The sequence below is a fragment of the Kineococcus sp. G2 genome (assembly GCF_037154035.1).
In the GTDB taxonomy this organism is placed as follows: domain Bacteria; phylum Actinomycetota; class Actinomycetes; order Actinomycetales; family Kineococcaceae; genus Kineococcus.
This window is the reverse complement of the sequence record NZ_JBBBEM010000054.1, coordinates 51,802-68,455: the sequence shown is the minus strand read 5'-3', so window position 1 is coordinate 68,455 and position 16,654 is coordinate 51,802. Positions and strand designations below refer to the sequence as shown.

Annotated in this window: 18 protein-coding genes and 2 pseudogenes; 13 read left to right on the top strand and 7 right to left on the bottom strand. The window is 76.3% G+C overall.

Annotation, left to right across the window (positions count from 1 at the left end):
- A pseudogene (locus tag V9U69_RS09780) lies at positions 1-198 on the top strand (glucarate dehydratase); the annotation flags it as partial.
- Positions 199-259: 61 nt separating this feature from the next.
- Here the strand turns inward: V9U69_RS09780 and V9U69_RS09775 are convergent.
- The gene (locus V9U69_RS09775; protein ID WP_337061519.1) at positions 260-661 is read right to left on the bottom strand and encodes an STAS domain-containing protein; all 402 of its coding nucleotides are present in this window, start codon (positions 659-661) and stop codon (positions 260-262) included.
- 197 nt (positions 662-858) lie between these two features.
- Between V9U69_RS09775 and V9U69_RS09770 the strand changes: the two genes are divergently transcribed.
- The 4 genes from V9U69_RS09770 (at position 859) to V9U69_RS09755 (ending at position 3,396) form a co-directional block, all read left to right on the top strand.
- Complete coding sequence (locus V9U69_RS09770; protein ID WP_337061518.1) at positions 859-1,488, top strand: TetR/AcrR family transcriptional regulator; 630 nt, start codon at positions 859-861, stop codon at positions 1,486-1,488.
- The gene (locus V9U69_RS09765; RefSeq protein ID WP_337061517.1) at positions 1,485-2,432 is read left to right on the top strand and encodes a DMT family transporter; all 948 of its coding nucleotides are present in this window, start codon (positions 1,485-1,487) and stop codon (positions 2,430-2,432) included. The genes V9U69_RS09770 and V9U69_RS09765 overlap by 4 nt, the downstream gene beginning before the upstream one ends.
- A 94-nt stretch (positions 2,433-2,526) precedes the next feature.
- Positions 2,527-2,787 (top strand): hypothetical protein, encoded by a 261-nt coding sequence (locus V9U69_RS09760; protein WP_337061515.1) that lies wholly within the window; start codon positions 2,527-2,529, stop codon positions 2,785-2,787.
- A gap of 153 nt (positions 2,788-2,940) precedes the next feature.
- Complete coding sequence (locus tag V9U69_RS09755) at positions 2,941-3,396, top strand: hypothetical protein (RefSeq protein ID WP_337061514.1); 456 nt, start codon at positions 2,941-2,943, stop codon at positions 3,394-3,396.
- 58 nt (positions 3,397-3,454) lie between these two features.
- On the opposite strand, the gene V9U69_RS09750 is transcribed toward V9U69_RS09755, so the two are convergent.
- Positions 3,455-4,063, bottom strand: a complete 609-nt coding sequence (locus V9U69_RS09750) for a hypothetical protein (protein ID WP_337061512.1) — start codon at positions 4,061-4,063, stop codon at positions 3,455-3,457.
- Positions 4,064-4,199: 136 nt separating this feature from the next.
- Between V9U69_RS09750 and V9U69_RS09745 the strand changes: the two genes are divergently transcribed.
- From V9U69_RS09745 to V9U69_RS09735, 3 genes are all read left to right on the top strand, one after another.
- The gene (locus V9U69_RS09745) at positions 4,200-4,448 is read left to right on the top strand and encodes a type II toxin-antitoxin system Phd/YefM family antitoxin (protein ID WP_337061511.1); all 249 of its coding nucleotides are present in this window, start codon (positions 4,200-4,202) and stop codon (positions 4,446-4,448) included.
- Positions 4,445-4,819 (top strand): type II toxin-antitoxin system VapC family toxin, encoded by a 375-nt coding sequence (locus V9U69_RS09740; protein WP_337061510.1) that lies wholly within the window; start codon positions 4,445-4,447, stop codon positions 4,817-4,819. Before V9U69_RS09745 ends, V9U69_RS09740 begins: the two co-directional genes overlap by 4 nt.
- Positions 4,820-6,006: 1,187 nt before the next feature.
- Positions 6,007-6,363, top strand: a complete 357-nt coding sequence (locus V9U69_RS09735; protein WP_337061509.1) for an iron chaperone — start codon at positions 6,007-6,009, stop codon at positions 6,361-6,363.
- Positions 6,364-6,726: 363 nt separating this feature from the next.
- Here V9U69_RS09735 and V9U69_RS09730 read toward each other — a convergent pair.
- Both V9U69_RS09730 and V9U69_RS09725 read right to left on the bottom strand, forming a co-directional pair.
- Positions 6,727-7,014, bottom strand: a pseudogene (locus tag V9U69_RS09730) (helix-turn-helix domain-containing protein); the annotation flags it as partial.
- 42 nt (positions 7,015-7,056) lie between these two features.
- The gene (locus V9U69_RS09725) at positions 7,057-7,977 is read right to left on the bottom strand and encodes a universal stress protein (RefSeq protein WP_337061508.1); all 921 of its coding nucleotides are present in this window, start codon (positions 7,975-7,977) and stop codon (positions 7,057-7,059) included.
- A gap of 151 nt (positions 7,978-8,128) precedes the next feature.
- Between V9U69_RS09725 and V9U69_RS09720 the strand changes: the two genes are divergently transcribed.
- Entirely contained in the window at positions 8,129-9,664 is a 1,536-nt protein-coding gene (locus V9U69_RS09720) for an APC family permease (protein ID WP_337061507.1), read from the top strand.
- A 13-nt stretch (positions 9,665-9,677) separates the two neighbouring features.
- Here V9U69_RS09720 and V9U69_RS09715 read toward each other — a convergent pair whose 3' ends face one another.
- Positions 9,678-10,790 carry an N-acetylglucosamine-6-phosphate deacetylase gene (locus tag V9U69_RS09715; protein WP_337061506.1) on the bottom strand — a complete coding sequence of 371 codons (1,113 nt, stop codon included), beginning with the start codon at positions 10,788-10,790 and terminating at the stop codon, positions 9,678-9,680.
- 28 nt (positions 10,791-10,818) lie between these two features.
- Positions 10,819-11,871, bottom strand: coding sequence for an SIS domain-containing protein (locus V9U69_RS09710; protein ID WP_337061504.1), 1,053 nt, complete (start codon positions 11,869-11,871; stop codon positions 10,819-10,821).
- 100 nt (positions 11,872-11,971) lie between these two features.
- Between V9U69_RS09710 and V9U69_RS09705 the strand changes: the two genes are divergently transcribed.
- The 3 genes from V9U69_RS09705 to V9U69_RS09695 are packed head-to-tail and all read left to right on the top strand — an operon-like array spanning position 11,972 to position 14,984.
- Positions 11,972-12,877: a MurR/RpiR family transcriptional regulator gene (locus V9U69_RS09705; protein ID WP_337061503.1), complete on the top strand. Its 906-nt coding sequence runs from the start codon at positions 11,972-11,974 to the stop codon at positions 12,875-12,877.
- Positions 12,874-13,779, top strand: coding sequence for an N-acetylmuramic acid 6-phosphate etherase (gene murQ / locus V9U69_RS09700; protein WP_337061501.1), 906 nt, complete (start codon positions 12,874-12,876; stop codon positions 13,777-13,779). The genes V9U69_RS09705 and murQ overlap by 4 nt, the downstream gene beginning before the upstream one ends.
- Complete coding sequence (locus tag V9U69_RS09695; protein ID WP_337061500.1) at positions 13,779-14,984, top strand: anhydro-N-acetylmuramic acid kinase; 1,206 nt, start codon at positions 13,779-13,781, stop codon at positions 14,982-14,984. The genes murQ and V9U69_RS09695 overlap by 1 nt, the downstream gene beginning before the upstream one ends.
- Here the strand turns inward: V9U69_RS09695 and V9U69_RS09690 are convergent.
- Positions 14,971-15,129 (bottom strand): hypothetical protein, encoded by a 159-nt coding sequence (locus tag V9U69_RS09690; RefSeq protein ID WP_337061499.1) that lies wholly within the window; start codon positions 15,127-15,129, stop codon positions 14,971-14,973. The two genes, V9U69_RS09695 and V9U69_RS09690, sit on opposite strands and share 14 nt — an antisense overlap.
- 264 nt (positions 15,130-15,393) lie before the next feature.
- Between V9U69_RS09690 and V9U69_RS09685 the strand changes: the two genes are divergently transcribed.
- Positions 15,394-16,650 (top strand): MFS transporter, encoded by a 1,257-nt coding sequence (locus V9U69_RS09685; RefSeq protein ID WP_337061498.1) that lies wholly within the window; start codon positions 15,394-15,396, stop codon positions 16,648-16,650.
- Positions 16,651-16,654 lie beyond the last annotated feature (4 nt).

Here is a 16,654-nt window from a genome sequence, read left to right as displayed (position 1 = left end):
GTGGTCCCCGGCGTCCTCGGCTTCGCCGACGGTTCCGTGCGGGTGCCGACGGGGCCGGGGCTGGGCGTGGAGCTGGACCGCGACGCGCTGGCGCGCCTGCACGAGCAGTACCTGCGCTGCGGCCTGCGCGACCGCGACGACACCGGGTACATGCGCACGGTCGACCCGGGTTTCAGCCCGAACACCGCCCGCTGGTGAGGGGCGGGCGCCCGCGGTCAGCGCGGGCGCCCGCACCGCCGGGCCGGCGACCGGGCGCGCCTCAGCCCTCGACGGCCTCGCCCAGGCGCAGCAGGCGGAAGACGTGGTGCAGGAAGGGCTGCACCTGCCGCAGGTGCAGCTCACCGCCGGCGGCGCGCAGGCGGGCGCGGGCGGTGAGCACCGCGTCGATGCCGCGCACGTCGCAGAAGGTGACGTCGGCGAGGTCCACCTCCACCTCGGCGCACCCCTGCCGCAGGGCGCTGTCGACGACGCCGAGGAAGAGGTCGGCGGTCGACGCCTCCAGCTCGCCGGAGGCGCGCAGCAGCGCGGGGCCTCCGCGGGGGCCGGAGCGCAGGGACAGGTCGAGGTGGGCGAGGTCGCACCCGGCGCTGCGGTCGAGCACGCCGGTCGCGACGGGCGCGCTGGGGGCGCTGGGGGCGCTGGGGGCGCTGGGGAGAGGCACGGGCACCCTCCGGTGCATCGGGCGCCGGGTCGTCGTCGACCCTGCGCGTCGGCGGAGGCTGGTGGTACAACCGCCCCCCACCGTATGCCCGGCGAGCGGTGACGTCGAGTGTCGCGGACGGCACCTCCACCGGTCCCGCGGACCACGCGCCCCTCCCCCGGTAGGTAGACTGGTCTACCTACTGAAGGGGGCAGCCGATGGCCGGACGTCCGAGCAGTGCCGCCGACCGGAGCCCGGGTGCGCCGCGCGTGCCGGCGCGCGAGCGCCTGCTGGGCGCCGCGGCCGAGCTCTTCTACGCGCACGGCGTGGCCGCCACCGGCATCGAGACCGTGATCGCCGAGGCGGGCGTCGCCAGGATGAGCCTCTACAACAACTTCGCCTCCAAGGAGGAGCTGGTGCTGGCGCACCTGCGCGCCCGGCACGAGGAGTGGCTGGGGCTGTACCGGCGCCGGCTGGCCGCAGCCGGCGACCCGGCCGCGCGGGTGGGTGCGGTCTTCGACGCCTACGTCGACCACGCCGAGAAGGCGTACCGGCACGGTTTCCGCGGCTGCGGCCTGCTGAACGCCGCCGCCGAGCTGCCCACCGGCTCCCCCGGGCGGGAGCTGGTGCGCCGGCACAAGGAGGAGGTCCAGGCGCTGCTGGAGGGCCACCTGCTCGAGGCAGGCCTGCCGCCGGGCACCTGCACCGCGACGGCGGAGCACCTGTCGTTCCTGCTGGAGGGGGCGATGGCCCGCGGCGGCCTGGAGGGCGACCCGCAGCGCCTGCACCACGCGCGGGAGATCGCCGCGCGACTGGTCGGCCCCCTCACCGCGGGCACCACCGCGTGACGGGCGGGCCCGGCAGCGGCACCACCCGGGGCTCCCTGTGCGTGCTGGCCGCCGCTGCGCTGTGGGGCACCACCGGGACGGCGGCGGCGCTGGCCCCCGGTGTGGGGCCGCTGGCCGCCGGGGCGGCCGCGATGGGCGTGGGCGGGCTGCTGCAGGCCGCCGCCGCGCTCGGGGGCCTGCGCCGGCACCGCACCGCCCTGCGGGCGCAGCGGCGCACGCTGCTGCTCGCGGCCTGCGCCGTGGCCGTCTACCCGCTGGCGTTCTACTCCTCCATGCACCTGGCCGGTGTCGCGGTGGGCACCGTCGTCACGATCGGCTCGGCACCCGTCGCCGCTGCGCTGATCGAGCGGGTGCTGGACGCGCGACCCCTGACCCGCCGGTGGGCGCTGGGCGCGGCGACCGGCGTGCTCGGCGTCCTGCTGCTGGGCCTGGCCCACCCCGGGGCGGGGGGCAGCGCCGGCGGCGGCCGGGCCGTGCTGGGCATCGCGCTCGCCCTGCTGGCCGGGGTGACGTACGCCCTGTACTCCTGGGGCGCGGCGCGGGTGATGCGCCGGGGCCTGCCCGCCGGGCCGGTCATGGGGGCGGTGTTCGGCCTGGGTGGCGTGCTGCTGCTGCCGGTCCTGCTGCTCACCGGCGGCCCGGTCGTGGCCGGGGCGCAGGCCTTCACCGCCGTCGCCTACCTGGCGGTGGTGCCGATGTTCCTCGGGTACGTGCTCTTCGGGCGTGGCCTGGCCGCGGTCCCGGCCAGCACCGCCACCACCCTGTCCCTCATCGAGCCGGCCGTCGCCGCCGTCGCCGCCGTCGTCGTCCTGCACGAGCGGCTGCCGGTCCTCGGCTGGGTGGGCACGGCCGTCCTGCTGACCAGCCTGGTCGTGCTCACCGCACCCGCCCGCCGGCGCGGCGGTGCTCGGGCGGGTGCGGCAGCAGCGACCCGCTGCACCTGACGCGCTCCGTCGGCGCCCACGGACAGCGCCGGGGCCGGCGCCCGGCACCGGGTGGAACGGTCACGAACCGGGGTGACCTCAGTAGCGTGATCGCATGAGGACCCACCGGCGTCTGCTGGGCGTCGCCCTGCTCGCCGTCGCCTTCGGGGCGCTGGACTCCTTCGCCAACGCCTCGGGTGGGCTGGACCGGAGTGCGGCGGTGCAGTCGGTGGCGCGGTTCACCAGCTACCTGCTCAACGCCGGGTGGGCGTGGGCAGCGCTGGCGGCGGCCGCGGCTGCCGCGGTGCTGCTGGTGCGCCGCTGGTGGAGGAGGCGCGCGCGTCGCGGTGCGCTCCTCGTCGAGGCCGACTCGTAGCGGTGCGAGGAGCACGGGGAACCGCCGCTCAGCACCGCTCGACGATCAGTCCTCGAGGTCCTCGTCCCCGCCGGCGCGCCGGTTCCGCGCCAGGGCGGCGGGGAGTTCGTGGACGTGACGCCGCAGCCCCACCGGGGGCGCTACACAGGAGGGGTGAGACGTCTTCCCGTCCTGCTCGCCGGGGCCGTCGCTGCGCTGACGGCCTGCGGACCGCCCCCGTCCACGCCGGAGGCGGACGTGGTCGAGCGTCACGTCGCCTCGCAACCGCCCAGCGACGTGGTCCGCGACTACCTGCACGCGGTGCAGGACGACGACGCGGTCACCGCAGCGGTCCTGTCGACCCCGGGTTTCGCGGCGCAGGACGGCTGGCAGGACGGCGACGCCCCCGACCTGGACGACGTCGAGGTCTCGGACACCGCCACCACCCACGACACCACGTGGGGCGCTGAGGAGCTGAAGGCCTACGCGCAGGCGGTGCAGGTGCAGGCGACGTACACCGCCGACGACGGCGGAACGGGAACGGCGGGCGGGATGCCCGGGTGGGGGTACGTGCTGGTCCGGCACTCCGACCGGGACCCGTGGCTCATCGCTTCGGCGGGCCAGGGCTGATGTCCGGGGCCGGTCTGCCGGCCCGCACGCTCGGCGGGCGGTGACGACGCCACGAGCGTCACGACCGAGGGGTTGCAGGAGGTGGGTCGGGAGGGCACTGCCCCGGTGCCGGACCGGCGCTGAGGTCGGCGGAGCCGGACCCGTCGCGCACGACGCAGCGCTGCAGGGTGGTGGCCCGTTCCACCTCCAGCCACAGCGAGAAGCTCCAGCGCCCGCGCAGCTCGGGCCGGTGCAGGAAGACGCCGTCGACGACCAGGATCGTTCCCGGTGCCGCCTGCTGCCGCTCGGCGACGTCCGGGGTGTCGGTGCGGACGTCGAAGACGCGGGTGCGGTGCAGGCCGTGACCACCGGGGGCGAGCGGGCCGAGCAGTTCCTTCCGCAGGGCTTCGAGGTCGTGGGAGTCGCGGTAGGAGCCCTCGGGGTCGCGCGGGCCGCGCGCGTGCCGCAGGGCACGGGGGTGGTGGAAGCCGTCGACGGAGGCGTGGACCACCGTGCGGCCCCTGGCGCGCAGGGCGGCGGTGAGCTCGCCGGCGAAGACGCTCTTGCCGGCCCCGTCGACGCCGTCGACGCCGACGCGGACGTAGGGGTCCACCGGGAGCGCGTCGACTTCGGTGGCCAGTCGATCGAGCAGGGCCTGGCGGGACGGACTGGTGGCCGGCGGCTGCACCCCCGGCAGTCTGCCTCGGTGCTCAGCGGCCGTGGTGAGTCGCACCACCACCGCGGGACGACCGTGAAGTCGTAGCGACCGCTGCGCACCGCTTGAGGCGGTGGACTGAGCCCGACTTAGTCCTTACCGTGGGGTCGTGACGCGGACGGTGAACGTGCACGAGGCGAAGACGCACCTGTCACGCCTGCTCGAAGCGGTCGAGCGGGGCGAGGACGTGGTGATCGCCCGCTCCGGCAAGCCCGTGGCTCGCCTGGTTCCCGCCCGCTCGCACGGAGCGCGTCGTCCCGGGGCGTGGAAGGGGCGAGTGGTCATCGCCGATGACTTCGATGACACCTCCGAGGACCTGGTGGCCGCCTTCGGCGACGACGTCGAGCCGCGCCCGTGACGGCTCTCCTGCTCGACACCCACGTCCTGCTGTGGTGGCTGAGTGACGACGAACGCCTGCCCGAACGCATGCGGGCCGCCGTGGCCGACGGCGAGAACGAGGTGCTCGTCTCCGCGGCTTCGGCGTGGGAGATGTCGATCAAGGCTGCGCTGGGCAAGCTGACCGCCCCGGACGGCCTGCGCGAGGAGTTGCGGCAGCAGGGCTTCACCGAGTTGCCGGTCACCGTGGACGACGGCCTGACCGCCGGCGCCCTGCCGCGCCACCACGACGACCCCTTCGACCGCGTGCTCATCGCCCAGGCCGCCCGGCGGGGGCTGCAGCTGCTCAGCGTCGATCGACGCTTCAGCGACTACGACGTCCGGCTCCTGTGAGCCGGTCGTGGACTTCCACGACAGCGGGATGACCGGGCGTTCTCCGCCGAGGCGGACAGCGGCGCTGCGGGCCACGGACGACGCGCCGGTGCCCGCGCCCGCTCGTCCGGCGTGTCGGCGCCGGCCTGCAGCAGAACTGTCCACCCGCACCGGTGGTCTTGCACCGGTGAGCGTTCAACCGCGCATGATCACCGCGGGCGGGGAACGGTGCGGCATCGGCAAGAGCGCGAGGTCGGCGGTACGAGCGAGTGCGCGTGCCAGCGATGAGGGGCGGACGTTGAAGGAGTCCACCAGTGGACTGGCCCACCTCTTCCAGGAGTCCTTCACGTCTCGGTCGTCCGCTCCCGACGCATCGGCCCCGCCCGTCCGCATCCGCCGCCCAGCGCCGCGGGCACCGGCTGCTGCAGGCGTGAGTTCGCTGCATGACGTGAGCCGCCTGCGGGAGGTCGATCTGCTGCAGGTGCACGGAGTGGGACCGCGGGCGGTGTCGCCGCTCAAGGAGACGCTGACCCGGCAGGGGCTGTCGCTGGGCCTCGACCGTTGAGGCATTCACCGCCACCCACCCGAGCACGCGTGCAGATCGGCACGACCGTGAAGCCGCCAGCTGCTCGTGATCGCGCGTGGCCAGCGGGATGACCGAGCGGCCCGCTGTGCGTCATCCCGTCGCGAGGCCCTTGCCTCTTGAGAGAGTGGCCTCATGAACGAGGCCCGGGCTCGGCTCCCTGGGGTAGTCGGCGCAGTCGCGGCCGCCCTTGGATGTGTTCTGGGACTCGTGGCGGCACCCATCGTCCCGCCAGCGCCCGGTTGGCTCTTCCCGGTGTCGATGGCCGCTCCTGGCCTGGGGCTCGGTGCTCTAGCTGGCGTGGCGGCAGAGACCACGACGTCGACCTGTGCCGCCCTGCCGCGCCCGACGACACGCGGGCACCACGACCGACCAACCAACCACGGGCGCGTCGTCAGAGCCGAGCCCAGCGGTGCGTGCGCTGTTGTCGCGTTCCTGGAGCCGTTGCGGTTGGCCTTCTCGAGGACCTCTTCAGCGGTCTTCGCCCCACACGGTGGTCGGGCTCGGCCGTTCAAGTCGGTGACGAACTTCCGGATCTCGGAGTCGAGGTCCTCGACACAATGAAGTTGACACTTCGGCAGGGTGGAACGAAACCCTTGAAAACGATCAAGAGGGAGACGCGGCCATGACGACGACAGCCGACCACGACGCCTACATCGCCGCGGCGCCCGAGCCCTTCCAGCCCTCGCTGAACCGGTTGCGCGCGACACTGGCCCGCGCCTTGCCGCAGGCGGAGGAGATCGTGGCCTACAACATGCCGGGGTTCAGGATCGGCGGCACGGTCGTCGCGAGTTATGCGGCGTTCAGCAAGCAGTGCGGGCTCTACCTCCTCCCAGGCGCCATCGCCAGACATGCTGGAGAAATCGCGGCTGCCGGCCTGAAGGCGACCAAGACCGGCATCACCTTCTCACCGCACAAACCGATCCCGGACGACCTCGTCGAACGGCTGGCGCAGGCATCGCGAGACGACGCCAAGGCCTGAGGTGCAACTCCGGCACGCCGGCGGGCCCACGCTGTCATCGGACGGTAGTGCGGTAGACGAGCCCTGGCGCACTCGGCATGAGAGCCGTAGTCGTCGGAGGTGGAGGAGCCGTCCTCGATCCAGACGGCGGTCGTGGCAGTTCCTTCCCCGCGTTGACGATCACGGTCGGCCGGCGGAGGCCTTCCTCACCCCGTCCCAACGCCCGTGTCGATCTCGCCCACGCGGATCGGGGCGGACGCGCCGCGACCGTCGGCCACCGTCGCGCTGTTCGACGAGCACGTACCCCGATCCCGCTCCCCGCTGCGCCGCGGACCGGGATCAGCGACGCGCGCGCGTCGGCATTCCCGTGGGTTCGGAGCGCCGTCAGTCGCCGGTGGCCTCCAGCAGGCGTTCGGCGGCGTTCCGCAGTTCGGGCAGGTCCTGGGTGACGGTGGCGGCGACGGTGGCGCGGGTGGTGTCGAAGCAGCGGTGGGCGAGGTGGTCGCGCGTGCGGGCGGTGCTGCCGAAGACGCGCACGTGGTGCACGCCGTGAGCGGTGGCGATCGTCTTGACCTCGCGGCGGTGCCTGCGCAGGCGCTGCCCGGACTCGTGGGCGCTGATCACGCTCCGGGTGACTCCGGCGCGCCGGCCCAACTGGGCCTGCGTCAGCCCGGCGCGACGGCGCGACCCCGATGGACGGCTGGGGCGGGTGGCCTACGTCCTGCTGGGCACCGCGGGCCGGCCGGTGCTCGTGGAGGGCTGGGCGCCCGCGTGCGCGGTGTCGGGCAGCACGACGGTGCGCGCGGCCGGGGGCACGAGCACGACGGGCACGCGCAGGGTGCGCAGGGGCAGGACGGCGACGTCGGCGGCGGCTGCCACGGCGAGGTCGCCGGTGCGCTGGGCGCGGGCCACCGCGTCCCCCGGCGGCCCGTCGACGGGGCCGGCGACCGCAGGCCGGTGCGCCGCGGCGGCGAGCTGCTGCCGGGTGGTGCGGTGCCGGTGCGCCGACCCCGGGCGCGACCGCCCGGGAGCGGCGGGTTCGGTGAGCAGTCGCACGTCGCAGCCGACGGTCCTCGCGCGGCGGGCGGTGAGCTCGACCGCGGCGTCGGAGGCGGCGGCGAGCGCGGCGTCGGCGAGGACGAGCAGCCGGCGCGGACGGGTCAGCACGGCGCCCGGGCCGACGAGGACCACGGGCACGGGTGAACGGGGCACGCACCCGCGCAGCACGTGCCCGGCGGTCAGGGGGTCGGCGTGCCGGCCGCAGCCCAGGACCAGCCAGCCGCCGTCGGCGGCGGCCACGAGCAGGGCGGCGGCGACGGCGCCGGCGCCGGAGGGCACGTCGCCGGTGGTGACGGTGGTGCTCACCGGCGGGCAGCGGCCGGGCAGCCGCTCGAGCTCCTCCGCCAGCGCCGCCGGCAGGGACGCCGAGGGCGGCACGGGCGCGGCGCCCCCGGGCGGGGCGGGCTCGCGCGGGGGGTCCACCGCGACCACGTGCACGGCGCCGCCGGCCGCGCACGCCTCCAGCAGCGCCCAGCGCAGCGCGCGGCGGGAGGCGCCCGAGCCGGACCAGCCGACCGTGGTGCGGGCCGGGGCGGGACCGCCCGGGCGGGTTCCGTCGTCCTGGTGGCCGTTCACGACACCGCCTCCTCGCGGCCGGGGCGCGGGCGCTGCCGTGCGACCGCTCCCCGATGGTCCCGCTCCCGGGGCCGTGCGCACAACAGGACGGAGGTCCCGCGCGGGCCGTTAGGCTTGCCCGCTGGATCGGCCCCGGAACGCGAGGAGCGGCATGGCGGAGCGACGGGGTGCGGACGGCACCTCCACCCTGGAGGCGGGCAAGGGCCTGCGCCCGGCGGCCCTGGGGTTGTGGGGCAACACCGTCATCGGCCTGGGGGCCACGGCCCCGGCGTACAGCCTGGCGGCGACCCTGGGGTACGTGGTGCTGGCGGTGGGCGAGAAGGCGCCGGCGATGTTCCTGGTGGCGTTCGCGCCGATGCTGCTGGTGGCGTTCGCCTACCGGGAGCTGAACCGCGCGGCACCGGACTGCGGCACCACGTTCACGTGGGGCACGAAGGCGCTGGGCCCGTGGGTGGGCTGGATGGGCGGCTGGGGCGTCGCGGTCTCGGCGATCATCGTCCTGGCGAACGTCGCGGAGATCTCCGCGGTGTACACGCTGCGGTTCCTGGGGGCCGAGGGGCTCGCGGGCGACCCGGTGCTGCGGGTGGGCCTGGGGGTGGCGTTCATCGTGGCGATGACGTGGGTGAGCTACCGCGGCATCAAGATCTCCGAGCAGGTGCAGAACGTCCTGGTGGTCGTGCAGTTCGTGGTGCTGGGGCTGCTGGCGGTGGCGGCGCTGTACCTGGTGCTGGCCGGGGACGCCGGCCCGCAGGCCGTGCTGCCCGAGTGGGAGTGGTTCTCCCCGTTCGGGGTGAGCGCCTCGGCGCTGGCGGAGGCGGTGATCCTGTGCATCTTCATCTACTGGGGCTGGGACGCCTGCCTGGCCGTCACGGAGGAGACGCGCGACTCCGGTTCCACGCCGGGGCGCGCGGCGCTGCTGTCCACGGTGGTCCTGCTGGTGACGTACGTGCTGGTCGCGGTCGCGGTGCAGGCGTACGCGGGTTTCGGGACCACCGGCATCGGGTTGCGCAACGAGGCCAACGCCGACGACGTGCTGACGGTCCTCGGCGACCCGGTCGGCGGGGCGGTGGCGTCCGCGCTGCTGCTGCTGACGGTGGCGGTCTCGGCGGCGGCCTCGACGCAGACGACGATCCTGCCGACCGCCCGCGGAACCCTGTCGATGGCGGTGTACGGCGCGCTGCCGCGGCGGTTCGCACGGGTGCACCCGCGCTACCGCACCCCCTCGTTCGGCACGGTCGTCATGGGCGCCTCGGCGGTGGGTTTCTACCTCGTGCTGAGCGTGGTGAGCCAGAACGCGCTGCAGGACTCCATCGCGTCCCTCGGCCTGGCGGTGGCGTTCTACTACGGGATCACCGCGTTCTCCTGCGTGTGGTTCTTCCGCCGCACGCTGACCCGCTCGCTGCGCGACGCGCTGATGCGGGGCGTGTTCCCGCTGGTGGGCGGGATCGCGATGCTCTGGGCGTTCGGCCAGAGCGCGGTGGACATGCTGGACCCGGAGTACGGCTACACCCGCTTCGGCTCCGTGGGCGGCGTGTTCGTCATCGGGGTGGGGATGCTCGCCCTGGGGGTGCCGCTGATGCTGCTGTGCGCGGTGCGGCTGCGGGCGTTCTTCCGCGGCGAGACGCTGCGCGAGGACACCCCGGTCCTCGTCCCGGACACGGGGGAACCGCCCGTCGGCGGCCTGTGAGGGCCCGGGGCGGTCAGTGCACGACGTGCAGCGGCTTCAGGTCCTCGTCGAGCACGACCGCTCCCCCGGTGGCGCCGGGTTCCAGGTGGCCGCGGTCGCCGCGCCCGAGCAGCGCCGCCGGGACGGCGGTCACGGCGGCCAGCGCGTCGTCCAGGGCGATCCCGGCGGCGGTGACGGCGAAGCGCAGCGCCCGGTCCAGGGTCAGGGTGCTGCCGGCGATGGCGCCGCCGTCGGCGAGGCGGGCGACGCCGTCGGTGACGACGGTGGCCAGGCCGCCGAGGCGGTAGGTGCCGTCCGGGGCGCCGGCGGCGGCCATCGCGTCGGTGACGAGGGCGGTGCGCGCCGGGCCGGCGGTGCGGGCGGCGTGCGCCAGGACCAGCGGGTGCAGGTGAACGCCGTCGGCGATGAGCTCGACCACCACCCGCTCGTCCGCGAGCAGCGCCAGCACGGGCCCGGGGCGGCGGTGGTGCACGGGCGGCATCGCGTTGAACAGGTGGGTGGCCAGCCGGGCGCCGGCGTCGGCGGCGGCGCGGGCGGTGTCCTCGTCGGCACCGGTGTGCCCGACCGCGGCGACCGCCCCGTGGCCGCTCACGCGCCGCACGGCGTCCAGGCCGCCGGGCAGCTCGGGCGCGAGGGTGACGGCGCGCACGACCCCGGTGCCCAGCAGCCGGTCCACGTCGCCCGGCTCGGGCGCGCGCAGCAGGGCGGCGTCGTGGGCGCCGCGGTGGTCGGGGCTGAGCCAGGGGCCCTCCAGGTGCACGCCGGCGAGGACGTCGTCGGCGACGAGGTCCGCGAGCGCCGCGAGGGTCGCGGCCAGCTCGTCGACGGGCCGGGTGACGAGGCTGGCGAGCAGGGTGGTGGTGCCGTGGGCGCGGTGCAGGGCGGCGGCGGTGCGGGCGGCGGCGACGGCGGCGTCCCCGGTGCCGCCGAAGGAGGCGCCGGCGCCGCCGTGGCAGTGCAGGTCCACGAACCCGGGCACGACGTGCGCGCCGGTGACGACCCGGTCGGCGGGGGGCGCCTCGCCGGTGCCGACGGCGGTGACGGTGCCGTGGCGCAGCAGCGCCCACCCGTCGGCCAGGACGCGGGTGCCGGTGCGCACGGTGCCGCGCGCCAGGGTGGAGCTCACGCGCTCACCCGGTTCTCCACCTGGTCGTTCACCGGGTCTGCGTGACCTTGCGCAGGCCGCGGGGGGCGTCGGGGTCCAGGCCGCGGGCCAGCGCCATCTCCAGCGCCAGGCGCTGCAGGGGCACGACCTGCACGATCGGGGCGAGGTCCTCGCGGATCCCGGTGGGCACGGCCAGGCGCACGGTGGCGTCGGGTGCGAGGCCGTCGGGGGCGACGGCGCACACGTCGGCGCCGCGTTCGCGCAGCGCGTCCAGCACGGGGGTCATCGCCCGCCCGCCGGGGCCGTCGGGGACGACGGCGATGACGGGCCGGTCGGCGTCGACCATGGCCAGCGGCCCGTGCATGAGGTCGGCGGCGGAGAACGCCTGCGCGGACAGGTAGGAGGTCTCCATGAGCTTCAGCGCCGCCTCGCGGGCGGTGGGGTACGAGTAGCCGCGCGCGGTGAGGACGAGGCGGTCGACGAACCGGTAGCGGGTGGCGACCGCGGGGACGTCGTCGGCGCCGACGGCGTGCTCCAGGAACCCGGGCACGTCGTGCGCGGGGGCGGTGTCGGCACCGCGCCAGGTGGTGACCAGCAGCCACAGGGTCAGCAGCTGGGCGGTGTAGCTCTTGGTGGCGGCCACGGCCAGCTCGGGTCCGGCGTGCACGTCGAGGTGCAGCTCGGCGGCGCCGGCCAGGGGCGAGGCGGGGTCGTTGGTGACGGCGAGGGTGGTGGCGCCGGCGCGGCGGGCGGCGGCGGTGGACTCCACGAGGTCCGGGGAGCCGCCGGACTGGCTGACGGCGATCCACAGCACGCCGGTGAGGTCGGGCCTGGCGCCGTAGACGGTGAGGGTGGAGGTGGAGGTCAGTCCGGCGGGCAGGCCGAGGCCGACCTCGATCAGGTACTTGGCGTAGAGGGCGGCGTGGTCGCTGGTGCCGCGGGCGGTGAGCAGGACGGTGCGGGGGGCGGCCTCGCGCAGGCGGGCGGCGACGCGGGCGAGCTCGCCGCCGGCGGTGGTGGCGGCGGAGAGGACGCGCTCGGCGACGGCGGGCTGCTCGGCGATCTCGGAGCGGACCAGGTGGCCGCGGGTCGGGGTGCTCACGGCGCCTCCACGGGATCGGCGGGTGAAAGAAGTTGACACGACGGTACACGCGGGTGAAAGTCCGTGCCAGAGCCTCGCCACCCCGTCCCGGAGACCGCCCGTGCCACCACCCGACGCCCCGCCCGACGCGCCCCCCGCCCCCGGGGCCCTGCGCGCCCACCTGCTGGCCGCGGTGCCCGCTGCCACCGCCTCCGCCGCCCGGGTGCTGCGGGTGCTGCTGGACGACCCGGGTGCCGCGCACCTGACCGTCACCGACGTCGCCGGCCGGGCCGGCACGAGCGAGGCCAGCGTGGTGCGCACCGCGCGGTCCCTGGGGTTCGCCGGCTACCCGCAGCTGCGGCTGGCGCTGGCGGCCGCCGGCGGCGCGGACGCCGCGGGGGCCGGCGAACCGGTCGCCCTGCTGACCGGCGACCTCACCGAGGGCGGTGACCTGGCGGCGGTGGTGGCCACCCTCGCCGCGCTGGAGCGCGAGGCCGTCACCGCCACCGCCGCCGCGCTGGACGTGCAGGTGCTCGCCGCCGCCGCGGAGGCGGTCGCCGGCGCGCGGGTCGTGGACTGCTACGGCGTGGGGGTCTCGGCCCTCGCGGCCCGGCACGCCGACCTGGGGGCGGCGCGCCTGGGCCTGGTCAGCCGGCTGCGCACCGAACCGCACGCCGCCCTCGTCAGCAGCGCCCTGCTGCGCCCGGGCGACGTGGCGCTGGTGGTCAGCCACTCCGGCCGCACCCGCGAGGTGCTGGCCGCGGCGCGGCGGGCCGGCGAGCGCGGGGCGGTCGTGGTGGCGATCACCGGGTCCGCCGCGAACCCGCTGGCCCGCTGCGCCGACCACGTCCTGGTGGCGGCCGGGCGGGAGACCGCGTACCGGGCCGGGGCGACGGCGGCCCGGGCCAGCGCGCTGCTCCTCGTCGACTGCCTGCACGCCGCCGTCGCGCAACGGCTGGGCGGCGAGGCCGTGGCGGCGCTGCGCGAGACCCACCGGGCGGTCGGCGGGCAGGAGCGGGTCCGGTGAGCGGGGAGGGGCTGGACGCCCTGGTCACCGAGGCGGTCGACGGGCCGGGCCCGGACCTGGACGCGATGAGCACCCTCGACCTCGTGCGGCTGGTCAACGACGCCGACGCGCAGGTCGCCGCCGCGGTGCGCGCCGAGCTGCCGCGCATCGCCGCCGTCGTGGACGCCGCCGCGGAGCGGATGGCCCGCGGGGGCCGCCTCGTCCACGTCGGCGCCGGCACCTCCGGGCGGCTGGGGGTCCTGGACGCCTCCGAGGTGCCGCCCACGTTCGGCACGGGACCGGACGTGGTGGTGGGCCTCATCGCCGGCGGCCCGGCCGCGCTCACCGGCGCCGTCGAGGCGGCGGAGGACGACGCCGGGGCCGGCGCGCGCGACGTGGAGGAGCTGGGCGTCGGCCCGCTGGACACCGTGGTGGGCATCGCCGCCAGCGGCCGCACCCCCTACGTGCTGGGGGCGGTGCGGCGCGCCCGGGAGCTGGGGGCCCTCACCGCGGGGTTGTCGTGCAACGCCGCGACGCCGCTGTCGGCGGCGTGCGACCTGGCGGTCGAGGTGGTCGTCGGCCCGGAGGTGGTGCGCGGCTCGACCCGGATGCGCGCCGGGACGGCCACGAAGATGGTGCTGAACACCCTCTCGACGCTGGTGATGGTGCGCCTGGGCAAGACCCACGGGAACCTCATGGTGGACGTGCGCGCCACCAACGCCAAGCTGCGCCGGCGCGCGGTGCGGATCGTCGTGGCCGCCACCGGGGCCGGCGAGGCGGCGGCCGAGGAGGCGCTGCGCGCGGCGGACTGGCACGCGAAGACGGCGATCGCCGCGCTCGCGCTGGGCTGCGACGCCGAGGCCGCGCGTCGTGCGCTGCGGGCGGCGGACGGCCGGCTCTCCCGGGCCCTGGAGAGCCGCTGATGCGCGTGCTGGGGATGATCTCGGGAACCTCCCACGACGGCGTCGACACCGCCGTGGTGGAGTTCCGCGCCGACGGCCCGCGCCTGACCGGGCGCGTCGAGCGCACCGGGAGCGTGCCGTACTCGCCGAGCCTGCGCGAGGACCTGGTGGCGGCGCTGCCGCCGAACCCCGCGAGCGCCGGGGCGCTGTGCGCGCTGGACACGCGCATCGGGCAGGAGTTCGCCGCGGCCGCGGTGGCGGCGCTGGCCGCGCTGCCGCCCGGCGCGGTCGTGGACGCGGTGTGCAGCCACGGGCAGACCGTCCACCACGACGTGCGCGGCGGCCGGACGCTGGGGACGCTGCAGCTGGGGCAACCGGCGTGGATCGCGGAGGCCACCGGGCTGCCCGTGGTCTCGGACCTGCGTGCCGCGGACGTCGCCGCGGGCGGGCAGGGCGCGCCGCTCGTGCCGCTGCTGGACCGGCTGCTACTGGCGCCCGCGGTGGCGCGGGGCCGGCGCGCGGGGGCGCTGAACCTCGGCGGCATCGCGAACGTCACCGTCTGCGTGCCCGGTTCCGTGCCGCGCGCGTGGGACACGGGACCGGCGAACGCGCTGATCGACGCGGTCGTGTCCGCCGACCCGGGGAACCCGGACGGTTTCGACCGCGACGGCCGGCTGGCCGCCGCGGGCCGGGTCGACGAGGCGCTGCTGCGGGAGTTCCTGGCGGAGCCGTACTACGCGCTGCCGGCGCCGAAGAGCACCGGCAAGGAGCTGTTCCACGCCGGGTACGTGGCGCGGGTGCTGGACCGTGCGGGCGCGGAACCACCGCTGCCGGACCTGGTGGCCACGCTGACGGCGCTGACCGCGCGGACGGTCGCCGACGCGGTGAGCCCGCACCGGCTGGACGAGCTGCTCGTCTCCGGCGGCGGGGTGCGCAACCCGGTGCTGCTGGCGGCGATCGCGGAGCGGGTGCCCGGCGTGGCGGTGCGGCCCAGCGACGACCTGGGGTGCCCGTCGGACGCGAAGGAGGCGATCGCGTTCGCGCTGCTGGGGTGGGCGGCGCTGCACGGGCTGCCCGGCAGCGAACCGTCCTGCACGGGGGCGCGCGGCCCGCGGGTGCTGGGGCGGGTGAGCCCGGCCCCGGACGGGCGGACGCCCCGCCCGGGGCCGGTGGAACCCCCCGCGCAGCTCGTGCTGGAGCTGCGGGAGGAGTTCACGCCAGGGTGAGGACCACCGGCCCGTCCTCGGTGACCGCCACGGTGTGCTCCTCGTGGGCGCCGGGCCGGCCGTCGGCGCTGCGCAGCGTCCAGCCGTCGGCGTCGACCGCGTGCTCCCCGCGCCCGCCGGCGAAGAACCACGGTTCGATCGCCACGACGAGACCGGGCCGCAGGACGGGTCCGTGCCCGGGCCGGCCGTCGCCGCGCTCGCCGCGGCGCTGGAGGTTCCGCTCGACGAGATCGCCGACGCCTGCCGCGCCGCACCGGACGCCGCACCGGACGCCGCACCGAGCACCGCACCGGCGAGAGCGGCCACCGGCTGCCCCCCTCCCCCTTCCGCGATCCCGCACGGTCGAGCGCTCGCAGGTGCAAGATCACGGAGGGGTGAGGGGAGGGTCGGGGCGTGGCAGGGTGGTGCGGTGCGCCGCCTCGTGGAACTGCTCGTGCCCGCCCGCCTGGGGACGGGGTTCCGGTGGCTGCTGGGATCGAGCTGGTCCAGCAACCTCGGCGACGGCATCGCCCTGGCCGCCGGCCCCCTGCTGGTGGCCTCCACCACCGACGACGCGTTCCTCGTCGCGCTCGCGGCGACGGTGCAGTGGCTGCCGCCGCTGCTGTTCGGCCTGTACGCCGGGGTCCTCTCCGACCGCCTGGACCGCCGCCTGCTCGTCGTCGCGGTCGACGCCGTGCGCGCCGGGGTGCTGGTGCTGCTGGCGCTGGCGGTGCTCACCGGCAGCGCCCCGATCGCGGTGGTGCTGGTGGCGCTGTTCCTCGTCGCCACCGCCGAGGTGTTCGCCGACAACACCACGAGCACGCTGCTGCCGGTCCTCGTGGCCCGCGACGACCTGGCCGCCGCGAACGCGCGCCTGCAGACCGGTTTCATCACCGTGAACCAGCTCGCCGGCCCGCCCCTGGGGGCGGCGCTGTTCACGGCCGGGACGTTCCTGCCGTTCGCCACCCAGGCGGCGCTGGTGGGGCTGGGGGCGGTCCTGGTCAGCCGGCTGCGGCTGGGCTCGCGCGCCCGGGTCCGCGAACGGGCGCGGGTGCGCCACGACGTCGCCGAGGGGGTGCGCTGGACCGTCCACCACGCCGCCGTGCGGACCCTCGTCCTCACCATCTTCGTCTTCAACATCACGTTCGGGGCGGCGTGGTCGGTGCTCGTGCTCTACGCCACCGCACACCTCGGTCTCGGCGAGGTCGGCTACGGGCTGGTGACGACCGTCGGCGCCGTCGGCGGCCTGCTCGGCACCCTGGCGTACGGGGCGATCACCCGGCGCGTCAGCCTGGGCGACCTCATGCGGATCGGCCTGGTCGTGGAGACCCTCACGCACGCCGCGCTGGCCTCCACCACCTCCCCGTGGGTGGCGCTGCCGGTGTTCTTCGTCTTCGGCGCCCACGCGTTCGTCTGGGGGACGACGTCGATCACCGTGCGGCAGCGCGCGGTGCCCGCGGACCTGCAGGGACGGGTGGGGTCGGTCAACGCCGTGGGCACGTTCGGCGGCCTGGTGGCGGGTTCCGGGATCGGCGGGGTGCTGGCCCAGCACCTGGGGGTCACGGCCCCGTTCTGGTTCGCGTTCGCCGGGTCGGCGGTGTTCCTGGTGCTGATCTGGGGGCAGTTGCGGCACGTCGCGCACACCGACGGAACCACCGACCGGTCCACGGGCGGGGTTCCCGCCTGACGGG

Excerpts from the sequence above, each read along its gene's own strand:
- V9U69_RS09770 (WP_337061518.1), top strand. The coding sequence starts at position 859 with ATGGCCGGACGTCCGAGCAGTGCCGCCGACCGGAGCCCGGGTGCGCCG.
- V9U69_RS09760 (WP_337061515.1), top strand. The coding sequence starts at position 2,527 with ATGAGGACCCACCGGCGTCTGCTGGGCGTCGCCCTGCTCGCCGTCGCC.
- V9U69_RS09735 (WP_337061509.1), top strand. The coding sequence starts at position 6,007 with ATGACGACGACAGCCGACCACGACGCCTACATCGCCGCGGCGCCCGAG.
- V9U69_RS09720 (WP_337061507.1), top strand. The coding sequence starts at position 8,129 with ATGGCGGAGCGACGGGGTGCGGACGGCACCTCCACCCTGGAGGCGGGC.
- V9U69_RS09695 (WP_337061500.1), top strand. The coding sequence starts at position 13,779 with ATGCGCGTGCTGGGGATGATCTCGGGAACCTCCCACGACGGCGTCGAC.